We start from the raw sequence: 20,562 nt of genomic DNA, 5'->3' as shown, positions 1-20,562 counted from the left end.
TCTTGTTCCACCCCCAATGTTACCACATGCCTCGCCGCAGACTAGTGCCCCCTATAGGGTAATTACTGCCTTTCGAACGCTTATCCCCAATTCCATTTTGGTCGCAGGTTTGATAAAGTATTTTGCATTCAAAATCCTTTTAGCTTTCTAGATATCGAGTGCGGTGCGGTGTACGGATCATGGTCAACGGCCAAGTGGTCGATGGCCAGGTCATCGGGGCGGTCGGCGTGTCGGGCGTGAAGTCCAGCCAGGATGTCGAGATCGGCAAGGCCGGCATCGCGGCGCTCCTGGCGAGCCAGCACTAATCAGCGGTCCGCCCGCGGGCGGATTGCCCTCAACTCCATTATTCAAGGATCCACAACAATGCTGCAGCTCAGCGCTCACCCATCCGGCCGGCACTTTCTCCAGATTCCCGGCCCGACCAATGTTCCCGAGCGGATACTTCGGGCGATCGACAATCCGACCATCGATCACCGTGGTCCCGAGTTCGGCGCGTTGGGCCAATCCGTGCTTGCGGGCATGAAAAAGGTCTTTCGCACCGAGGGCCATGTCGTGATCTACCCGGCCTCCGGCACGGGCGCCTGGGAGGCGGCGCTGGTGAACACCCTGTCGCCCGGGGACCTGGTGCTGATGGCCGAGACCGGACACTTTGCCACGTTGTGGAAGAAGATGGCCGAGCGGCTGGGCATACGGGTGGAGTTCCTGCCGGGCGACTGGCGCCGCGCGGCGGACCCGCGCGACATCGAAGCGCATCTGCGGGCGGATGCGGGCCACGCGATCAAGGCCGTGTGCGTGGTGCACAACGAGACGGCGACGGGGGTGACCAGCGACATCAAGGCGGTGCGCGATGCCATCGATCGCGCGGGCCATCCGGCGCTGTTGATGGTGGACACCATCTCGTCGCTGGGGTCCATCGATTATCGGCATGACGAATGGGGTGTGGACGTCACGGTTTCGGGCTCGCAGAAGGGCCTCATGCTGCCGCCCGGGCTGTCGTTCAACGCCATCAGCGAAAAAGCGCTTGCCGCCAGCGAACGCAACACGCTGCCGCGATCGTTCTGGGACTGGCACGCCATGATTGCCAGCAACAGGACGGGTTATTTTCCGTATACGCCTTCGACCAACTTGCTCTATGGTCTTCACGAGGCGCTGGACATGCTCTTTGCCGAGGGCCTGGAGACGGTGTTCGCGCGCCACAAGCGCCATGCCGAAGCCACGCGGCGGGCCGTTCGGGCCTGGGGCCTGGAGATCCTGTGCGCGGATCCGGAACGCTACAGCCCGGCGTTGACGGCGGTGATGATGCCCGAAGGGCACGGCGCGGACGCCTTCCGCAAGGTGGTTCTGGACCATTTCAACATGTCGCTGGGCCAGGGGCTGTCGAAGGTGAAAGACAAAGTCTTCAGGATCGGTCACCTGGGCGATCTCAATGACCTGACGGTTTGTGGGACATTGGCGGGGGTGGAAATGGGGCTGGAACTGGCGCACGTGCCTCACCAAAAGGGCGGCGTGCAGGCGGCCATGGATTATCTGGCTGAAAAGTCGGAAGTTCGTTCCCGGGCTGTATAGGTTACATAGAGCTGCGCGCTGTGAGGCATGCCGACGAGCTAGATCGGAACTCTGAGGACGATGCTCACGCTACAGCCCGCTCCGGTAATGGCCTCGGGCTCTGGCCGGATGTTGGCGAATGTTGTTTTCAACTAATAGTGGGAGAAATCAGTGGAACATATTGTGCGAGAGAAGGAAGCGTACTTCGAGAAAACCCAGAGGGAGATGGAAAAATATTTCCATATGCCCGATTGGTCAATCCCACAAAAGATCGCCCTGACTTGCAGAATATTGGCCGATCAGGGGCATGAATCGGGGCTGGCGGGGCAGATCACAGCCAGGGGCGAAAAGCCGAATACTTATTGGATGTTGAGCTTCGGACTCGGATTTGATGAGGCGCGTGCTACCAACATAGTTTTGGTTGACGACGATCTAAACATATTGGACGGAGAGGGGATGGTAAACCCATCGAATCGCTTCCACCTGTGGGTCTATCGGCACCGACCGAATGTTCGCGCCATAGTTCATACGCACCCGCCCTACGTATCAGCTTTATCCCTTATTGGTGAACCGCTCGTCGCCGCACACATGGACACGAGCATGTTCTACGACGATTGCGCCTATCTACCTTATTGGCCTGGTGCCCCCGTGGGAGACGAGGAAGGAAAATTGATACACGAAGCGCTGGGCGATAAACGTGCAATCCTCCTCGCCCATCACGGGCAACTGGTCGCTACCCCGTCCATTGAGGAATCCTGCGTGTTGGGAATCTTTATCGAACGGGCCGCCCGTATGCAGATACTGGCTCGGGCTGCCGGCACAATACAAGCCCTGGATCCGAAGAATGCGAAGGAAGCGCATGACTACAGACTGAGCAAGAAATCAATAGAAGGCAACTTTCACTACTACGCCAGAAAGCTCCTCAAGAAGGAGGGCGACGAAGGGCTGCAGTGATACGTCTTCGCGAGGTACCCCTACAGGGCCAAGTAAATCCTCGTGGCGATGGGCCAGCGCTTCGGAACTGGCCCGTTGTCCCGATAGCAAGAATAGGTTGCCCTATTGTTGCGTGGAACCTCGCCATTTGGATCAGCCATCAGCCGTGAATGAATTTTCCGCCAGTCATAGGAGGGAATCACAGTATGTCGTACATAACCATCTTCATCGACCCGGAGTGCCCGACGTGCAGGAAGGCGCTTACTTTGCTGAAGGGAAGCGGTGCGCAACTCAACATAATCGAGTATATGGGGACGTCATTGACTGAACCACAGATTAAAACGTTGTTATCTGGACTTGGCTTGACTGCACGCGAGATGTTGCGAGAGAAGTCACCCCTCTATGAGCAGCTCAATCTGAAGGACCCCGCCTGGAACGAAGAGGAATTGATTGTGTTTATGTCGAAGCACCCGGAACTCATTAGTCGGCCTATCGCCGTTTCCTCCAAGGGAATGAAACTCTGCAGGCCGGCAGAGTTGGCCTTGGATCTGCTCTGACAATGGGAAGGCATGTGACGCCTGTTAGATGGACTCCAATTCCGAGTCTGCGCGTGCTAGGAGACTTAGCTTTCCAGAATAGTGGCAAACCGTTCTTGTGGTGAAGTAGTGCCATGATCCACTAGATCAACAGATACAGCAGCACTTTCATCGCATAAGGAGACAAACCATGAGACATATAAAACAACGTCGATTCGGTGGGTGTACAAAGAAACTGTTAAAGAAGATGGGTTATCTGGCGGTTGGCGCTTTGGCTCTTGCGAGCACATGCGCCCAGGCTGCGTGGGAGCCCAGCAAACCCGTGACTTTCGTGGTAACGGGGGGGTCGGGTGGTGGAGCGGACCAAATTGCGCGCCTTATCCAGACGATCGTTGCAAAACACAAGTTTTCCGACAAGCCTTTTATTGTCGTCATCGAGAATGGCGGTGGTGGTGGCCAAGGCTTTATGGACATAAAGAACAGTAAAGGGGACGCCAATAAGATAATGATCGCCCTCGCAAACCTTTATAGTGTTCCGTTAGCTACAGGACTGCCATTCAATTGGCGCGATACGACCCCTGTGGCCCTCATGGCCATGGATCAGTTCGTATTGTGGGTTAACTCGAAGTCGCCCTACGCGACTGCTGCCTCATACATCAAGGCGGTGAAGGCGAAGCCCGGGAAATTCAAGATGGGTGGAGCGGGCGCGAAGCGCGAAGACGAGATCGTCACCAAAATGATAGAGCATGCAACCGACACCAAATTCACGTTCATTCCCTATCGAGGGGGTGGCGAAATCACGGCCCAGTTGGTAGGGGGCCACATTGACTCTGACGTAAACAACCCGATCGAGCATCTCGCTACGTGGAAGGCGGGGCAGGTGCGGCCGCTGTGTGTGTTCGACAAGCAGCGCATGCCCGACAAAGAGCCCATAGCCGATGGAAAGTCCTGGAATAGCATTCCTACTTGCGAGTCCGAAGGGATAAAGGCCAGTTATCAGATGATACGGGGCATCTTCATGCCGAAAGGTGTGACCGAAGATCAAACGGCTTACTACGTCGACTTGATGAAGAAAGTGCGGGATACGCCTGAGTGGAAGGACTTCATGAAACATGGCGCCTATAAGGACAATTTTCTGACCGGTTCCGCGTTCTCCCAGTTTCTCGCGGGGGACGAGGAGAACTTGAAACAGGTAATGGAAGCAACCGGGATGATCAGCAAATAGGGCATGCTGTGGAGCTGGCATATTTAAGCGATAGCCAATGATAGCCGTAGAGCTATTCGCATTTTCGCCTTGAAGTCGCAGACGAGATGGAGCAGACAAAGATGGAAAATGGCAAGCACGGCGACCGAAATTTCGCCGTATCGTATCTTGGTGTTGAGCTTGTCGTCTCGGCAATACTCTTCCTGACCGGTCTGGCGATCATTTTCGACAGCCAACGCATGGGTGCAGGGTGGTCGGGCGGAAATCTGCAGCCGGGGTATTTCCCCATGCGGCTGGGCATACTCATTAGTGCCGTCAGCGCGGCAATATTTGTGCGTGCCCTATTCAAACGGTCCAAGCCAGCGAAGGAGTTCGTCACAAACACCGAGCTCGGGCGAGTTCTGGCTGTCTTGGTGCCGACGATTTTGTATGTCGTGGGTATCCAGTTCATTGGGATCTATGTCTCGTCTGCTTTCTTTATCGGTGCGTTTATGCGCATTGGTGGCAAACAGGGGTGGGTCAAGACCATACTGGTCAGTATCGGTACCAGTGTGGTGTTATTTGTTCTGTTTGAGGTCATTTTCCTCATCCCGCTTCCAAAGGGTCCGCTTGAAATGCTTTTAGGTTATTGAGGCCCGGCTGTTTCGAGGAAATACGTCAAGAGAGGAGTTTACGTGGAACAGCTTGATCTTCTACTTCATGGCTTCACGGTTATCCTTAGCTGGCACGCGATTGCCGCGATGTTGATTGGTATTTTGCTCGGGGTGTTGGTGGGGGTACTGCCCGGGCTGGGCGGTCCGAATGGCGTTGCTATCCTCCTGCCACTGACGTTCAGTATGCAGCCGGTACTTGGCATAGTGATGCTCTCTTGCATCTATTGGGGAGCGCTTTTCGGCGGTGCGATCACTTCCATTTTGTTTAATATCCCGGGGGAGCCATCGTCTGTGGCGACGACGTTTGACGGATACCCGATGGCACAGAACGGCAGGGCCGCCGAGGCGCTTACGTTGGCGTTCACGGGTTCGTTTATTGGTGCATTCGTAGGGGTCGTGATCATTACTTTTCTCGCCCTCTTGCTCGCAAAATTCGCATTGGAATTCGGTCCGCCAGAATTCTTCGCGGTCTACTTGCTGACCTTTTGCAGCTTTATCGGGATGAGCAAGGGGACCGCCTTGAAGACCATCGTGGCGATGATGCTGGGGTTTGCATTGGCGGCGGTCGGAATGGATTCCATGAGTGGGAATATCCGGCTGACGTTTGGTGTGACGTCTCTCATGCAGGGCATAGATTTCTTGACGGCCGTGATCGGACTATTTGGCATCGGTGAGATTTTGCTCACGGTTGAAGAGGGGCTTGTATTCAAGGGGAAAAGTACCAGGATTGGACTTGGCGTTCTGTTCAAGACGTGGGGTCAATTGCCTCGCTATTGGGCGACCGTGGTGCGTAGTGCGGCCATTGGCTGCTGGATGGGCATCACTCCGGGCGGCGCAACAGCGGCGTCGTTCATGGGCTATGGGATTTCTCAGCGCTTCTCGAAAAACGGTCCGAAATTTGGGACCGGCGAACCCGAGGGAGTGATTGCCCCCGAGACCGCTGCGCACGCGTCGGGCACCAGTGCGTTGTTGCCGATGCTCGCGCTCGGGATTCCTGGCTCGGCCACTGCTGCGGTGTTGCTAGGAGGCTTGATGATCTGGGGTCTGGAGCCTGGCCCTCTTTTGTTTGTCGAGCAGAAAGATTTCGTATGGGGTCTTATTGCGAGTATGTATCTCGGCAATATTGTCGGCCTTATCGTTGTGTTGGCGACGGTCCCGCTTTTTGCCGCTATTATGAGAATCTCATTTTCCATCATGGCGCCCATCATCATAGTGATTTGCGCAATTGGTGCCTACACCGTGAACAATTCGATGACAGATGTGTGGCTCATGCTTTTGTTCGGAATCGTCGGATATTTGTTCAAGAAGCTGCATTATCCCCTTGCACCGCTCATTTTGGCGATGGTGCTGGGTGATCGCACGGAAGATGCATTTCGGCAATCGATGTTGAGTTCACATGGCAGCGCTGCCATATTCTGGTCAAATTCTCTTGTGACTACGCTTATCGCCCTTGCTTTGCTGCTGCTGGTATGGCCGCTTGTTGCTTCGATGCTGAAGTTTTCCTCGCGCATGTTGGCGGGCCGGGGGGCATAACTTGGTAGACGTATTTTTGTCGATTCGCGGGACACGATATTCATCATGAACATGCCGGTTCCACCAAAGGTCATTCGTGCGGGCGCCAAGCGTAACGAGCTTGCCGAGCGCCTGTCGCGCGATGTTCAGGGCGAAGTGCTGTTCGATCGGGGCGATCGGGGGCGCTATTCGACGGACGCTTCGATCTACCAGGTCGACCCCATCGGCGTCCTGGTGCCCAGAACGTTCGAAGACGTCCGGGCGGCCGTCGACATCTGCGGCGAACTGCAGGCGCCTTTCGTCGCCCGCGGGGCCGGCACCTCGCAGTGCGGCCAGACCGTGGGCCAGACGGTAGTGCTGGACCACAGCAAGTACCTGAACCGGATCGTGGATTTCGATGCCGCGGCCATGACCGTGACCGTGGAGCCGGGGATCGTGCTGGATCAGCTCAATGCGTGGCTGCGTCCGCATGGCCTATGGTTTCCCGTGGACGTGAGCACCTCGGCCCAGTGCACGCTGGGCGGCATGGCCGGCAACAATTCCTGCGGGTCCCGCTCGATCGTGTACGGCAACATGGTGCATAACGTTCTGGGCGTCGACGTGCTGCTGGCGGATGGGACCGAAGGGCATTTCGGCCGGCTCGAGCACATGACGGCCGATGGTTCCCGCATTGGGCAGATCGTGCAGCGCCTGCGTGAAATCGCGGCACGAGAGCATGACGAGATCGCCCGCACGGTTCCCAAGGTCTTGCGCCGGGTGGGCGGCTACAACCTGGACATCTTCAACCCGCAAAGCGTCCGCCCCTATACCGCGGATGGCCATGTCAATCTGGCGCACCTGCTGGTCGGCAGCGAGGGAACGCTGGCCATTACGCGCCGGCTGACGCTCAAGCTCTCGCCGCTGCCGGAACACAAAGTGCTGGGGGTCATCAGTTTTCCCAGCTTGTATCGCGCGTTGGACACGGCTCAGCACATCGTGAAGCTGGGGCCGGAAGCGGTGGAGCTGGTGGATCGCACCATGATCGACCTGGCGCATGACAATCCCGCGTTTGGCCCGGTCATCGATCGCGCGCTCACCGGGGACCCGCGCGCCCTCCTGCTGGTGGAGTTCGCCGGTTCCGGCCGGGACACACAGTTGCGCAAGCTGGACCAGTTGGTGGAACTCATGGGCGATCTGGGCCTGCCGGACACGGTGGTCCGCATGACGGATGCCGCCGACCAGAAGGCGCTCTGGGGCGTGCGCAAGGCCGCCTTAAACATCATGATGAGCATGCGGGGCGACGGCAAGCCCGTATCCTTCATCGAGGATTGCGCGGTCCCGCTGGAGCACTTGGCGGAGTATGCCAGCCGGCTGACCGACGTGTTCCAGAAATACGGCACGAGCGGCACCTGGTATGCCCATGCCTCGGTGGGAACTCTGCACGTCCGTCCTATCCTGGACATGCGCACCGGCGGCGCGGAACTCATGCGGTCCATCGCGCAGGAGGCCAGTGCGCTGGTGCAGGAATACAAGGGCGCGTACTCGGGTGAGCACGGCGACGGTTTGTCGCGCAGCGAATGGATTTCCTGGCAGTTCGGTCCGTCCCTGACGAAGGCCTTTGAGGAAATCAAGGCGCTCTTCGACCCGAAGGGGCTCATGAACCCCGGCAAGATCGTGCGCAGCCCGAAGATGGATGACACCACGCTCTTCCGGTTCAAGCCGTCTTATCAGGTACTGCCCTTTGAGCCGGCGCTGGACTGGTCCGCCTGGAATGTGACGCAGGATCCCGCCCGTCAGAAAGTGGGCGCCCCCGGTTCGGGCAGCGATCCGACCAAAGGCTTCAGCAAGGCCGTGGAGATGTGCAACAACAACGGCCATTGCCGCAAGTTCGATGCCGGGACCATGTGTCCCAGCTATCGCGTGACACGCGACGAGCGCCATCTCACGCGCGGCCGGGCCAACACCCTGCGGCTGGCGCTCTCGGGCCAAATGGGGCCGGATGCCTTCACCTCGGAGGAGGTCCGCGAGAGCCTGGACCTGTGTGTAGGGTGCAAGGGCTGCAAGCGCGAGTGCCCGACCGGCGTGGACATGGCCAAGATGAAGGTCGAGTTCCTGTACCAATGGCACAAGGAACACAAGATGAGCCTCAAGGACAGGCTCATTGCCAGCATGCCGAAGTGGGCTCCGTGGGCGGCCCGTTTCCCTTCGTTCTTCAATGCGCGCGACCGGGTACCGGGAGCGGCCTGGCTGTCCGAGAAATTTCTGGGGTTCTCGGCGCGGCGCTCGCTGCCCAGGTGGCGGCACGATACCTTCCTCTCCCAGGCGCCGCATGATCATGTGGACGACGCGGACGTGGTGCTGTTTGCCGATACGTTCAACAACTATCTGGATTCGGAAAACGCCCGCTCGGCCCTCAAAGTGCTGCAGGCGGCTGGCTACCGCGTGCATGTGGCCCGTGCCGACGCGTCGGATCCGGCCAGGGACCGGCCGCTGTGCTGTGGCCGCACGTACCTGTCGGTAGGCCTGGTCGATCAGGCTCGCGAAGAGGCCCGCAGGGTCATCCAGGCCCTGCGTCCCTTCGTCGCGCGAGGTGTCCCCATCGTGGGCCTGGAACCGTCCTGCCTGCTGTCCTTGCGCGACGAGTTCCTGGTCATGGGCCTGGGCGACGATGCCAAGGCCCTGGCCCATCAATCTTTCCTCTTCGAGGAATTCCTGGCCCGCGAGCATAAGGCGGGACGGCTGAACCTGCCGCTGAAAGCCCTGCCGCAGAAGCGTGCGCTTCTGCATGGACATTGCCATCAGAAGGCATTCGACGCGGTCCGGCCCGTACAGACCGTGCTGGGATTGATTCCGGATCTGGACGTCAGCCTCATCGAGTCGAGCTGCTGCGGCATGGCGGGCAGCTTTGGCTACGATGCCGGCCATTTCGACATTTCGATGAAAATGGCGGAGCTTTCCCTGCTGCCCGCCGTGCGTCAGGCCGGCCCCGATGATCTCATCGTGGCGGACGGGACCAGCTGCCGGCATCAGATCGCCGACGGCGCGGGGCGGCAAGCGGAACACGTGGCGCGTGTGCTGGAGCGTGCTCTGGCATAGAGCCGAATTTATCAAGTTCATTTGAGGATGAGTATGAAAACGAAACCGGTGTTGGGTGTCGAAGACGTCAAGACGATCATTCAGGCGTCCAGCAAGTACGCCCTTGAACATGGCTGGAACGTGACGATTTCCGTCGTCGATGACGGCGGTCATCTGCTCGGTCTGTTGCGGCTGGATGGCGCCGCGCCCATGACCGCGGTGATCGCCCCGGGCAAGGCGCGTACGTCTGCGCTGGGTCGCAAGGAATCCAGCGCTTACGAAGAATCCATCAACGGCGGGCGTTACGCCTATCTGTCGGTACCGTCGCCGGTCATGCTCGAAGGTGGTGTGCCGATCGTGGTCGATGGCCAGGTCATCGGGGCGGTCGGCGTGTCGGGCGTGAAGTCCAGCCAGGATGTCGAGATCGGCAAGGCCGGCATCGCGGCGCTCCTGGCGAGCCAGCACTAATCAGCGGTCCGCCCGCGGGCGGATTGCCCTCAACTCCATTATTCAAGGATCCACAACAATGCTGCAGCTCAGCGCTCACCCATCCGGCCGGCACTTTCTCCAGATTCCCGGCCCGACCAATGTTCCCGAGCGGATACTTCGGGCGATCGACAATCCGACCATCGATCACCGTGGTCCCGAGTTCGGCGCGTTGGGCCAATCCGTGCTTGCGGGCATGAAAAAGGTCTTTCGCACCGAGGGCCATGTCGTGATCTACCCGGCCTCCGGCACGGGCGCCTGGGAGGCGGCGCTGGTGAACACCCTGTCGCCCGGGGACCTGGTGCTGATGGCCGAGACCGGACACTTTGCCACGTTGTGGAAGAAGATGGCCGAGCGGCTGGGCATACGGGTGGAGTTCCTGCCGGGCGACTGGCGCCGCGCGGCGGACCCGCGCGACATCGAAGCGCATCTGCGGGCGGATGCGGGCCACGCGATCAAGGCCGTGTGCGTGGTGCACAACGAGACGGCGACGGGGGTGACCAGCGACATCAAGGCGGTGCGCGATGCCATCGATCGCGCGGGCCATCCGGCGCTGTTGATGGTGGACACCATCTCGTCGCTGGGGTCCATCGATTATCGGCATGACGAATGGGGTGTGGACGTCACGGTTTCGGGCTCGCAGAAGGGCCTCATGCTGCCGCCCGGGCTGTCGTTCAACGCCATCAGCGAAAAAGCGCTTGCCGCCAGCGAACGCAACACGCTGCCGCGATCGTTCTGGGACTGGCACGCCATGATTGCCAGCAACAAGACGGGTTATTTCCCGTATACGCCTTCGACCAACTTGCTCTATGGTCTTCACGAGGCGCTGGACATGCTCTTTGCCGAGGGCCTGGAGACGGTGTTCGCGCGCCACAAGCGCCATGCCGAAGCCACGCGGCGGGCCGTTCGGGCCTGGGGCCTGGAGATCCTGTGCGCGGATCCGGAACGCTACAGCCCGGCGCTGACGGCGGTGATGATGCCCGAAGGGCACGGCGCGGACGCCTTCCGCAAGGTGGTTCTGGACCATTTCAACATGTCGCTGGGCCAGGGGCTGTCGAAGGTGAAAGACAAAGTCTTCAGGATCGGTCACCTGGGCGATCTCAATGACCTGACGGTTTGTGGGACATTGGCGGGGGTGGAAATGGGGCTGGAACTGGCGCACGTGCCTCACCAAAAGGGCGGCGTGCAGGCGGCCATGGATTATCTGGCTGAAAAGTCGGAAGTTCGTTCCCGGCCGTTGGAGGAATAAGTACACCGACAGGGCTGCCATCCCGGAAGCCCGCTGGAGCCGCGAGGCGGTTCAATCTAAAGGAGACAACGATGAAATCCCAGAAGAACGGATTCAGGAAGATGGCGCTGGCGGCACTGCCGCTGGCTCTGGCGGTCGGCTTTGCGGCACCCGCCGGCGCGGCGGGCTGGGAACCCACCCGCAATGTCGAGGTCATCGTGCCGGCGGGCGCGGGCGGCGCGTCCGACCAGATGGCGCGCATGATCCAGCACATCGTGCTGCAGCACAAGCTGATGAAGCCCTCCATGCTGGTGGTGAACGAAGGAGGCGCCAGTGGAGCCGAAGGGATCATGGACACCAAGGCGTCCAGCGGCGATCCCTACAAACTGATGGTGGCTTTCTCGGCGATCTACACGCTGCCCATTGCGGTCAAGCTGCCGTTCAATTGGCGCGATCTGAACCCGGTCGCGATGATCGCGCAGGATGAATTCCTGCTCTGGGTCAATTCCGCGACGCCTTACAAGACGGCAAAGGACTATCTGGACGCCGTGAAGGCCGCTCCTTCGGGCAAGTTCAAGATGGGCGGCACGGGCGCCAAGCGCGAAGACCAGATCATCACCGAGGCACTGGACAAGGCAGCAGGTGTCCGGTTCACGTATGTGCCCTACAAGAGCGGCGGGGAAGCCGCGACCCAGCTGGTCGGCAAGCACATCGATTCGAATGTCAACAACCCGAGCGAAAACATTGCCCAGTGGCGCGGTGGCGCGCTGCGGCCCCTGTGCGTGTTCTCGGAGCACCGCATGGTCTACGACAGCGTCGTCACCGACGGGAAGGCATGGAAGGACATTCCGACGTGCAAGGAAGCCGGCTACGACGTGCAATACCAGATGCTGCGCGCCTTCTTCCTGCCGCCCAATACCACTAAAGAACAGGCCGACTTCTACGCCGACATGCTGAAGAAGGTCATCGCCACGCCCGAGTGGAAGTCTTATCTGGCCAAGCAGGCCCTGCATTCCGACTATCGGACCGGCAAGGACTTCACGGACTTCCTGACCAAAGACGAGGCCTATCACAAGAAGGTCATGGAAGAAGCCGGCCTGGCTGCCAAGTAACTGAACCATCAGGAGACTCGAATGGATCCGACACCTAGCGATCGGCCAAGAAAGGGATTGACCTACAGCGGTGTCGGAGCACTGACGGCCGGGGTCATCTTTCTGCTTGGCGTGATCATGATGACCGACAACAGCCGTATTGGGGCGGGATGGTCGACGACCGGGCCCCAGCCCGGGTATTTCCCGTTCCACATTGGTGCCATCCTGTGCATCGCGGCACTCGCCGTCGGCTTTCAATCCTTGTTCGGGAAGAACCGGAACCTGAAGATCTTCGTCACCTGGGACCAGCTCAAGCGTGTGCTGATCGTGCTGGTCCCGACGGTGGTGTACGTCTTTCTCATCCAGTACATCGGGATCTACGTGGCGTCGGCGATATTCATCGGCGGGTTCATGCGCGTCCTGGGCAAGACCACCTGGTTCCAGACGATTGCGGTCAGCGTCGGCGTGAATCTGGTGCTGTTCTGGATGTTCGAGATTCAGTTCATGGTGCCCCTGCCAAAAGGGCCACTCGAAGCCTTGTTCGGCTACTGAGACAAGCAGGAGTCACATTTCATGGAAAACATAGAAGCACTGTTTCACGGCTTCTCCATCCTGATGACCTGGTACAACGTCGGGATGATGATCATCGGCCTGGTGCTGGGGGTGATCATCGGCGTGCTGCCGGGGCTTGGGGGGCCGAACGGGGTGGCGATTCTGCTGCCTCTGACCTTCGGCATGTCGCCGACCTCGGCCATCATCATGCTGTCCTGCATTTACTGGGGATCGCTCTTCGCCGGCGCCATCACGTCCATCCTGTTCAACATTCCCGGCGAACCCTCATCGGTGGCGACGACGTTTGACGGCTACCCGCTGGCGCAGCAGGGGCGGGCGGGAGAAGCGCTGACGACTTCGTTTACCGGCTCCTTCATCGGCGCGCTGGTGGGCGTGCTGCTGATCACGTTCCTGGCGCCGTTGGTCTCCAAGTTCGCCCTGAGATTCGGGCCGGCGGAATTCTTCGCGGTGTTTCTGCTGACCTTCTGCAGTTTCGTGGGCACGGACCGCAAGGCGCCGTTCAAGACCATCATCTCCATGATGCTGGGCTTCGGGTTGTCCGAGATCGGGATGGACACCGTGAGCGGCCAGCTGCGCATGACCTTCGGGATGCCGGGGCTGCTGCGTGGCATTGATTTTCTGGTCGTGGTCATCGGGCTGTTCGGCATTGGAGAAATCCTGGTCAGCATGGAAGAGGGTCTGGCCTTCGAAGGGAAGACCGGGAAGATCAACCTCAAGGTCGTCCTGCAAACCTGGAAAAAGCTCCCGCGTTACTGGATGACCATCATCCGCAGCACCCTGATCGGCTGCTGGATGGGGGTGACGCCGGGCGGTGCCACGGCCGCGTCCTTCATGGGATACGGGATCGCGCAGCGCTTCTCGCCGCGCCGGGACAAGTTCGGCACCGGAGAGCTCGAAGGTGTCATCGCGCCCGAGACGGCGGCGCACGGAGCGGGCACGTCGGCCCTGCTGCCCATGCTGGCGCTCGGGATTCCGGGTTCGGCGACGGCTGCCGTGCTCCTGGGTGGGTTGATGATCTGGGGTCTGGATCCTGGCCCGATGCTGTTCACCGAGCACAAGGACTTCGTCTGGGGCCTGATTGCGAGCATGTATCTGGGCAACATCGTCGGGCTGATTCTCGTGATGTCGACGGTCCCGTTCTTCGCCGCCGTGCTCCGGATCCGGTTTGCGATCATCGCGCCCATCATCATCGTCCTGTGCGCGATTGGCGCCTACACCGTCCATAACGCCCTCCTGGATGTGTGGTACATGGCGCTTTTCGGAGCCATCGGCTACGTCCTGAAGAAGCTCGACTACCCGCTCGCACCGCTGGTGCTGGCGCTCGTGCTGGGTGACCGGATGGAGGACGCCTTCAGGCAAGCCATGCTGGGACCCAACACCGGACTGCACGTTTTCTGGTCGAACGGGCTGGTGGGATCCATCACCGGACTGGCGTTGCTGCTGCTGGTGTGGCCGCTGGTGCCGTTCGTCTGGCGCCTGCTGCGGCGGCGCGGGAGGCTTTGCGGAACCGCCGCGACGGCGGGGAAGTGAGGCATGACATTGGACCCTATGAATTTTGGAGACCGCTCGAATGGCTGAACTAGTGGTGCTGGAACGTGACGGGGGCGTGGCCACCGTCACCCTCAATCGGCCCGAGAAGCTCAATGCCTTGACCAAGCCGTTGTGGCGCGATCTCGGCGCCGCGATACGCGGATTGTCCAGCGACGAGTCCGTGCGATGCGTGGTCTTGCGCGGCGCCGGCGAAAGGTCGTTTTCCCCGGGCAACGACATCTCGGAGTTCCGTACGGAGCGGGCCGACAAGGCCATGGCCATCCGCTACGGACAGGTGATGCGCGACACGCTCCAGGCTCTGGAACAGTGCCCGCATCCCGTGGTGGCCCGGATCCACGGTATCTGCGTCGGGGGCGGCCTCGAGATCGCGTCTCTGTGCGATATCCGGATCTGCGGTCAATCCAGCCGCTTCGGCGTCCCGATCAAGAACCTGGGCCTGGTCATGTCCTACCACGAGCTGGCGCCGCTGGTCGGCCTGGTGGGACCGGGTGTGGCCGGCGAAATCCTGCTGGAGGGCCGGATCTTCGACGCTCAGGAAGCTCTGGCCAAGCGGCTGGTGACCCGGGTCGTGCCGGACGACCGGGTGGCCGATGAAGTCGGCTCGACGGTGCAGCGCATCGTCGAAGGCGCCCCACTGGCCGCGCGCTGGCACAAGGCATTCATTCGGCGCATCCAGGAGCCGCAACCGCTCTCGGACGCGGAGCATGAAGTCTGCTTCGATTGCTTCGATACCCAGGATTTCCGGGAGGGCTATGACGCTTTTCTGGCGAAGCGCAAGCCCGTCTTCCGCGGACTGTAAGGGGAGCATTCAATGAGCACGCACACCAGACACACCGGGCCGCTTGCGGGAATGCGCGTCCTGGAGCTGTCACAGATCATGGCGGGTCCCACCTGCGGCATGATGCTGGCCGATATGGGAGCCGACGTCGTCAAGGTCGAGAAACTGCCGGGCGGCGACGATTCGCGCGGCTATCGCGAGCCCGCCGTCAACGGGGTCTCGGCGCCCTTCATGATCCTGAATCGAAACAAGCGCGGGATGGCCCTCAATCTGAAGGAACCCGAGGGCAAGGAGATCCTGCTGCGCATGGTTCGCGATGCCGATGTGCTCACCGAGAACTACCGGTTGGGGACCATGGAAAAGCTGGGACTGGGATATGAGGTGCTGCGCGCCGTCAATCCGGGCCTCATCTATTGCGCCGTCTCGGGATATGGCAGGACCGGGCCCTATCGCGCCAAAGCAGGGTTTGACCTGATTGCCCAGGGCTTCTCGGGACTCATGTCCGTGACCGGAGAGCCAGGCCGGGAGCCCGTCAAGACGGGCAATCCGGTGGCCGACATCAACGCCGGGCTTTTGTCGGTTTCCGGGATCCTGGCGGCCTACGTCCACAAACTGCGGACTGGCCAGGGCCAGATGGTGGACACTTCGCTCATGGAAGCCGCCATGCAGCAGACGTACTGGCAGGCTGCCAGCTATTTCGCGACGGGCGATTCGCCGGGGCCCACCGGCTCGGCTCATTTGCTGACGGCGCCCTATCAGGCTTTTCCCACTCGCGATGGCTGGGTCAACATTGGCGGGGCCAACCAGGGAAACTGGCAGCGCATTGCCGATGTCCTGGAGCACCCGGAATGGCGCAGCGACCCCAGGTTCGAGACCAATTCGAAGCGAATGGAGAATCTGCAGGAACTGTGCGCGGCCATGAGCGCCGTACTGAAAACGCAGGATACGGCTTTCTGGGTGGATGCATTCGATGCCGCCGGGGTGCCGGTGGGTCCGGTGAACACCATCGGGCAGGCGCTGAGCCATCCGCAGGCCCTGGCGCGCGACATGGTGGTCGAGCTGGATCATCCGCAGGCCGGACATACGCAGGCACTGGGCTGCCCGATCCATTTTTCGCTGACGCCCACGCGGATCGACCGACCGGCGCCGGTGCTGGGCCAGCACACGCGGGAGTTGCTGCGCGAGTATGGCTATGACGATGGCGAGATCGCGCAGTTCGTCTCCGCGGGTGTGGTGCTTGACGCGGCGGTGGCCTGACTGGCGCCGATGCTGAAGGCAATGCGAAACATTCTTCCAAGGCAGATTTGAAATGGGTTGGGATACGCCGGCTTTCTGGCTGGGTTTGCTGGAGGTCATCTGGGTCAACATTCTGCTGTCTGGCGACAACGCCGTGGTGATTGCGCTCGCCGCCCGTTCGCTTCCCGAGTCCCGGCAGGTTCCCACGATCGCCCTGGGGGCCGGTGCGGCCGTGGTGCTTCGCGTGATCCTCACGCTGGTGGCGGCTGAACTGCTGCTGTTGCCGTGGCTGAAGTTCGTGGGCGGCCTGTTATTGCTTTACATCGGGATTTCGCTGCTTCTCCCGGAGAAGGATGGGGGCGGTCCGGTCCGCGAGCAAAACGGCATGCTGGCTGCGATCCGGACCATCATCATTGCCGATCTGGTCATGAGCCTGGACAACGTCGTGGCGGTTGCCGCGGCGGCCCATGGCAGCCTGGTGCTGCTCGTCCTGGGCCTGGCCATCAGCATTCCGCTTGTGGTGTTTGGCAGTACGTTGCTCCTGAAGGTGACGGAGCGCTTTCCTTTCATCGTGTGGGTGGGCGGCGCCCTGATCGGCTATATCGCCGGCGAAATGCTGGTGTCCGATCCGGGCGTGCATGAATGGGTCACGCGCCTGTTGACGGCATCGAACGTTTCGCAGGAAGGATTGATCGTGGCTGCGGGGGGCCTGGGTGCCCTTACCGTCCTGGTCACGGGGAAGTTGATGGGGCGTGGTGCTGAATCGAGCTGCTGATGACTCGGTTCCGTCGCGAACCTGAAGGTCTGAGTCGCCCGTCTGTTCAAACAGAAGTTGGGGGTACATTGGGCAGCCGGCCGGGTTTCATGAACCCGAGCCACGATACCGTTTCGTAGGTCCGGGGTTTTTCGACGGAGGAGTATATGAGACGGAATGCACTCTTGCTCACGGCCATCCTGATGGGCGTGGCGGCGGGTCCCACGCAGGCGAAACCGGATGCGTCCGGGCTGATGGAGGCAACGATTCAGGGCACGCACGCGCAGTTCGCCGCCGGCTCGCTGACGTGCCATCAACTGGTCGCGTTCTACCTCGACCGGATCCACGCGTACGACCAGAAAGGCGCGGCCATCGACGCGATGTTGTACGTCAATCCCGAGGTGCTGAAGGAAGCCGACGGTCTGGATGCCGCTCACAAGACCGGCAGCCCACTGCCGCCGTTGTGGTGTGTGCCTATGGTTCTGAAGGACAACTATGACACCCGGGACATGCCCACCACAGGCGGCTCGAAGTCATTGCGGGGTGCCCGGCCCGCCCAGGACGCCACTGTGGTCGCGCGGCTGCGCAAGGCCGGCGCGCTGATGCTGGGCAAGACGAATCTGTCCGAATTTGCACTGACGGGCGTCACGCGGAGTTCACTGGGTGGCCAGACGAAGAATCCCTACGATCTCACGCGCACGCCCGGCGGATCTTCCGGAGGGACAGGCGCTGCCCTCGCGGCGAATTTCGCGCTGGCGGGCACGGGCAGCGACACCGTCAATTCCGTGCGCTCGCCGGCGTCCGCCAACAGCGTCGTCGGTTTACGCGCGACGAACGGCCTGATCAGCCGTGCGGGAATCATCCCCGTCTCGACGACACAAGACTCCGCAGGTCCGCTCGCCCGCACGGTCAGTGACGTGGCGATCCTGTTGCAGACAATGGCCGGGTACGATCCGGACGACCCCAAGACCGGCCTCGCGGCCGGCCACGTCGCGCCCTCCTATGTCAGCGCCCTGAAGCCGGATGGTCTGAAGAATCTGCGCGTCGGTGTCCTGAAGACTCTGTTCGGCACCGAGGAGAAAAACCAGCCGGTCAACAAGGTCATGGCCCACGCCATCGACGTCATGAAGCAGCAGGGCGCGGTCGTTACTGAAGTCGAGAATCCGGCGCTTTTCACGGACAAGCTGGGCAAGACGGATGATGTCCAGAAATTCGAGTACCAGCAGCTTCTCGACGGCTATCTCGAAGGGCAGGGCGCGCACGCTCCCGTGCATACGCTGCAGGCGGTTCTGGCATCGGGCGGTTATGACAAGCAGACGCTGCAGGGCTTCCTGACTGACGCCGAAAAACACAGCATGAATGAACCGGAGTACTGGAAGCGGATCACCAATATCCGGGACCTGCGCATTGAGCTCGCAAATTTCATGGCGAAAAACAAGTTGGACGTCCTCGTGTTTCCGGAACAGCGAGAGCTGGTCTCGGAGATCAGCACCCTCAATCAGCCTGCGCGCAACGGGCACCTTGCGGCGTTGACCGGATTTCCCGAAATCACGCTTCCGGCAGGCTTCTCGGATGCCACGCAAACGGCTCCGCTCGGTGTTCCGGTAGGGTTGTCGATTCTGGGCCGCCCGTGGTCCGAGTCCATGCTGCTGCATGCCGCTTACAGCTTTGAGCAGGCGACCCACGCGAGAAAGCCGCCCAGCTCCACACCCGCGCTTTCGGAGTGAAAACCGCAGCGGACGGTTGGGCCGCGCCTTGCAGCGCGAAGATCTGAGTCAGTGTGGGGACGGACGACCGTCGCAGGCGAAGACTCACCCGTCTCCAGCACGGCCCAATGGCTAGTTTTCGCGGCACAGCCGCCGTCATTCTTGGGCGAACAGTGCCTCGAGATCGACCTCGGTATCGATCGGATCCAGTTCAAGGCTCTCCTGAATATGATCCAGATGATGCAGAATGAGTTCGACCGCGGGGGCCTCGCCTTCCTCGGTGATGGCGTGGACGATGCGAGCATGTTCGTCGGCTCGGCAGCTGAGGGTAGTGGAGGCGCTGTAGAGACTGATGATCAGGCAGGTCTGGGTCGACAGTTCGCGTGTCGTGCGCAGCAGCGCCGAATTTTCTACCAGTTCGGCCAGCAATACATGGAATTCACCGGATAGCCGGATGATGCGGGGCTGATCGTTCTGTCGGCGTGCCTCTTCTTCTCGGGCAAGATGTTGGAGCAGCTGCGCCTTCTTCTGGTCGGTCAGGGTGTGGACCAGCTTGCTGACCGTGAATGGTTCAATCAGCCGCCGCGCTTCGAAAACATCCTTGGCGTCCTGCACGGTCGGTTTGGCCACGTAGGCCCCTTGGTGAGGCACCAGTTCGACCACCAAGTCATGAGCCAGGCGCGCCAGCACCTCGCGGATGCGGGTGCGGTTGACAGAAAAAATAGTCGCCAGCCGGCCTTCAGCCAATTTGGTCCCGGGCGGGATGCGATGTTCGAGGATCGCTGTGTACAGCCGGTCCGCGATCTCGGACGGGCCGAGGTCGTGCGACTTTTGCGGTGCGCGCATGGGTTCGTTGCCGGCGGTGTTGCCTGCCGTGTCGAGTTGCATGTCGAATATTTTAGCAGTGTGGTGTCCGTTTCATTGTGTCGCGCCGGTCGGGTTCCGGCCGCCTCGGCCGCTTCACGAACGGCGAGCCAGGAGGTCGGCAAGCGGAGCGGGAAGCCCGCTATTGGGTTTGATCGGCGGCCGTGCGAAACTGCCTTCGACAGCGCCTTGTGGCGCGAGTTTTGCGAGGGTCTCGGCGTGGCAGACGGCGCTCGAGACGCCGTCGACCACGGGGACCGGCAGCCGGTCCTTGACGCGCCGGGCCAGCCCGGCCAATGGGGCGCCCGCCAGGATGATGACATCGGCGTGATCCTGCGTCACGGCTTCCTGGCAAAGGGCGACCAGCTTTTCGGCGTGGTCGTCCTGGACCGTCCCAATGTCGCGCAGCGGGTCCTGGAGGTTCCGGATGCTGGCCAGCCGCGAGGCCAGGCCGTTGCGCTCCACGTTTTCCCGATACCATGACGTGATCCGCGAAGAGATGGCGATGATGGAGAAGCGCTGGCCGAGCATGCTGGCGGTCATCAGCGCCGCCTCGGTCAGTCCCACGACCGGAATGTCCATGGCCTCTCGCAGCCCGGTGATGCCGGGATCCCCGAAAGCCGCCACGATCATCGCGTCGTGGCTCGGAGCGTGTTCGGCTGCGAGCAGCGCGGTGGCGTAACCGGCGATCAGGGACTCGAAGCGCGTCTCGATGTAGGCGACACCGAGCTGCGCCGTCAATGTCGTGATCCGCGTATCCGGCGCGGCGACGCGGCGGGCTTCAGCGTCTATCAGTTCGCTGACGCTGGTTGAAGTGTTTGGGTTGATGATCAGTAGCCGCATGATGTTGTCTTGTGG

18 protein-coding genes and 1 pseudogene are annotated in these 20,562 nt (G+C 60.9%); 17 read left to right on the top strand and 2 right to left on the bottom strand.

The features are described from left to right. Positions 1-194: 194 nt before the first annotated feature. From ACVCMJ_RS11010 to ACVCMJ_RS10930, 17 genes and pseudogenes are all read left to right on the top strand, one after another. A pseudogene (locus tag ACVCMJ_RS11010) lies at positions 195-305 on the top strand (heme-binding protein); the annotation flags it as partial. Positions 306-363: 58 nt separating this feature from the next. Beyond that, positions 364-1,566 (top strand): pyridoxal-phosphate-dependent aminotransferase family protein, encoded by a 1,203-nt coding sequence (locus tag ACVCMJ_RS11005; RefSeq protein ID WP_447081452.1) that lies wholly within the window; start codon positions 364-366, stop codon positions 1,564-1,566. A gap of 204 nt (positions 1,567-1,770) precedes the next feature. Then, positions 1,771-2,499, top strand: coding sequence for an aldolase (locus tag ACVCMJ_RS11000; RefSeq protein ID WP_447082763.1), 729 nt, complete (start codon positions 1,771-1,773; stop codon positions 2,497-2,499). Positions 2,500-2,684: 185 nt separating this feature from the next. Continuing rightward, positions 2,685-3,035, top strand: a complete 351-nt coding sequence (locus tag ACVCMJ_RS10995; protein ID WP_447081450.1) for an ArsC/Spx/MgsR family protein — start codon at positions 2,685-2,687, stop codon at positions 3,033-3,035. A 169-nt stretch (positions 3,036-3,204) separates the two neighbouring features. Further along, positions 3,205-4,239 carry a Bug family tripartite tricarboxylate transporter substrate binding protein gene (locus ACVCMJ_RS10990; RefSeq protein WP_447081449.1) on the top strand — a complete coding sequence of 345 codons (1,035 nt, stop codon included), beginning with the start codon at positions 3,205-3,207 and terminating at the stop codon, positions 4,237-4,239. A gap of 101 nt (positions 4,240-4,340) precedes the next feature. Then, a complete protein-coding gene (locus ACVCMJ_RS10985) occupies positions 4,341-4,850 on the top strand; it encodes a tripartite tricarboxylate transporter TctB family protein (RefSeq protein ID WP_447081448.1) in 510 nt (169 codons plus the stop codon). Between the two features lie 42 nt (positions 4,851-4,892). After that, complete coding sequence (locus ACVCMJ_RS10980) at positions 4,893-6,404, top strand: tripartite tricarboxylate transporter permease (RefSeq protein WP_447081447.1); 1,512 nt, start codon at positions 4,893-4,895, stop codon at positions 6,402-6,404. A gap of 45 nt (positions 6,405-6,449) precedes the next feature. Continuing rightward, a complete protein-coding gene (locus ACVCMJ_RS10975) occupies positions 6,450-9,458 on the top strand; it encodes an FAD-binding and (Fe-S)-binding domain-containing protein (protein WP_447081446.1) in 3,009 nt (1,002 codons plus the stop codon). Positions 9,459-9,491: 33 nt separating this feature from the next. Beyond that, entirely contained in the window at positions 9,492-9,905 is a 414-nt protein-coding gene (locus ACVCMJ_RS10970; RefSeq protein ID WP_447081445.1) for a GlcG/HbpS family heme-binding protein, read from the top strand. 58 nt (positions 9,906-9,963) lie between these two features. Beyond that, positions 9,964-11,172, top strand: coding sequence for a pyridoxal-phosphate-dependent aminotransferase family protein (locus tag ACVCMJ_RS10965; protein ID WP_447081444.1), 1,209 nt, complete (start codon positions 9,964-9,966; stop codon positions 11,170-11,172). 71 nt (positions 11,173-11,243) lie between these two features. Next, the gene (locus ACVCMJ_RS10960) at positions 11,244-12,263 is read left to right on the top strand and encodes a Bug family tripartite tricarboxylate transporter substrate binding protein (RefSeq protein ID WP_447081443.1); all 1,020 of its coding nucleotides are present in this window, start codon (positions 11,244-11,246) and stop codon (positions 12,261-12,263) included. A 21-nt stretch (positions 12,264-12,284) separates the two neighbouring features. Further along, positions 12,285-12,794 (top strand): tripartite tricarboxylate transporter TctB family protein, encoded by a 510-nt coding sequence (locus tag ACVCMJ_RS10955; RefSeq protein WP_447081442.1) that lies wholly within the window; start codon positions 12,285-12,287, stop codon positions 12,792-12,794. Between the two features lie 21 nt (positions 12,795-12,815). Further along, positions 12,816-14,345, top strand: coding sequence for a tripartite tricarboxylate transporter permease (locus ACVCMJ_RS10950; RefSeq protein ID WP_447081441.1), 1,530 nt, complete (start codon positions 12,816-12,818; stop codon positions 14,343-14,345). 40 nt (positions 14,346-14,385) lie between these two features. Then, positions 14,386-15,165: an enoyl-CoA hydratase/isomerase family protein gene (locus ACVCMJ_RS10945; RefSeq protein WP_447081440.1), complete on the top strand. Its 780-nt coding sequence runs from the start codon at positions 14,386-14,388 to the stop codon at positions 15,163-15,165. A gap of 12 nt (positions 15,166-15,177) precedes the next feature. Further along, positions 15,178-16,401 carry a CaiB/BaiF CoA transferase family protein gene (locus ACVCMJ_RS10940; protein ID WP_447081439.1) on the top strand — a complete coding sequence of 408 codons (1,224 nt, stop codon included), beginning with the start codon at positions 15,178-15,180 and terminating at the stop codon, positions 16,399-16,401. Between the two features lie 52 nt (positions 16,402-16,453). Beyond that, entirely contained in the window at positions 16,454-17,155 is a 702-nt protein-coding gene (locus tag ACVCMJ_RS10935) for a TerC family protein (RefSeq protein WP_447081438.1), read from the top strand. Between the two features lie 146 nt (positions 17,156-17,301). Further along, positions 17,302-18,861: an amidase family protein gene (locus ACVCMJ_RS10930; protein WP_447081437.1), complete on the top strand. Its 1,560-nt coding sequence runs from the start codon at positions 17,302-17,304 to the stop codon at positions 18,859-18,861. A gap of 135 nt (positions 18,862-18,996) precedes the next feature. Here ACVCMJ_RS10930 and ACVCMJ_RS10925 read toward each other — a convergent pair whose 3' ends face one another. Continuing rightward, on the bottom strand, positions 18,997-19,728 hold the full coding sequence (locus ACVCMJ_RS10925; RefSeq protein ID WP_447081436.1) for a GntR family transcriptional regulator: 732 nt from the start codon (positions 19,726-19,728) through the stop codon (positions 18,997-18,999). Between the two features lie 72 nt (positions 19,729-19,800). Then, on the bottom strand, positions 19,801-20,547 hold the full coding sequence (locus ACVCMJ_RS10920) for an aspartate/glutamate racemase family protein (protein WP_447081435.1): 747 nt from the start codon (positions 20,545-20,547) through the stop codon (positions 19,801-19,803). Positions 20,548-20,562: the final 15 nt, after the last annotated feature.

Source organism: Castellaniella sp. UC4447_H14 (assembly GCF_052978285.1).
The sequence above is the reverse complement of the archived record's forward strand: the minus strand, read 5'-3'. Positions and strand labels throughout refer to the sequence as shown.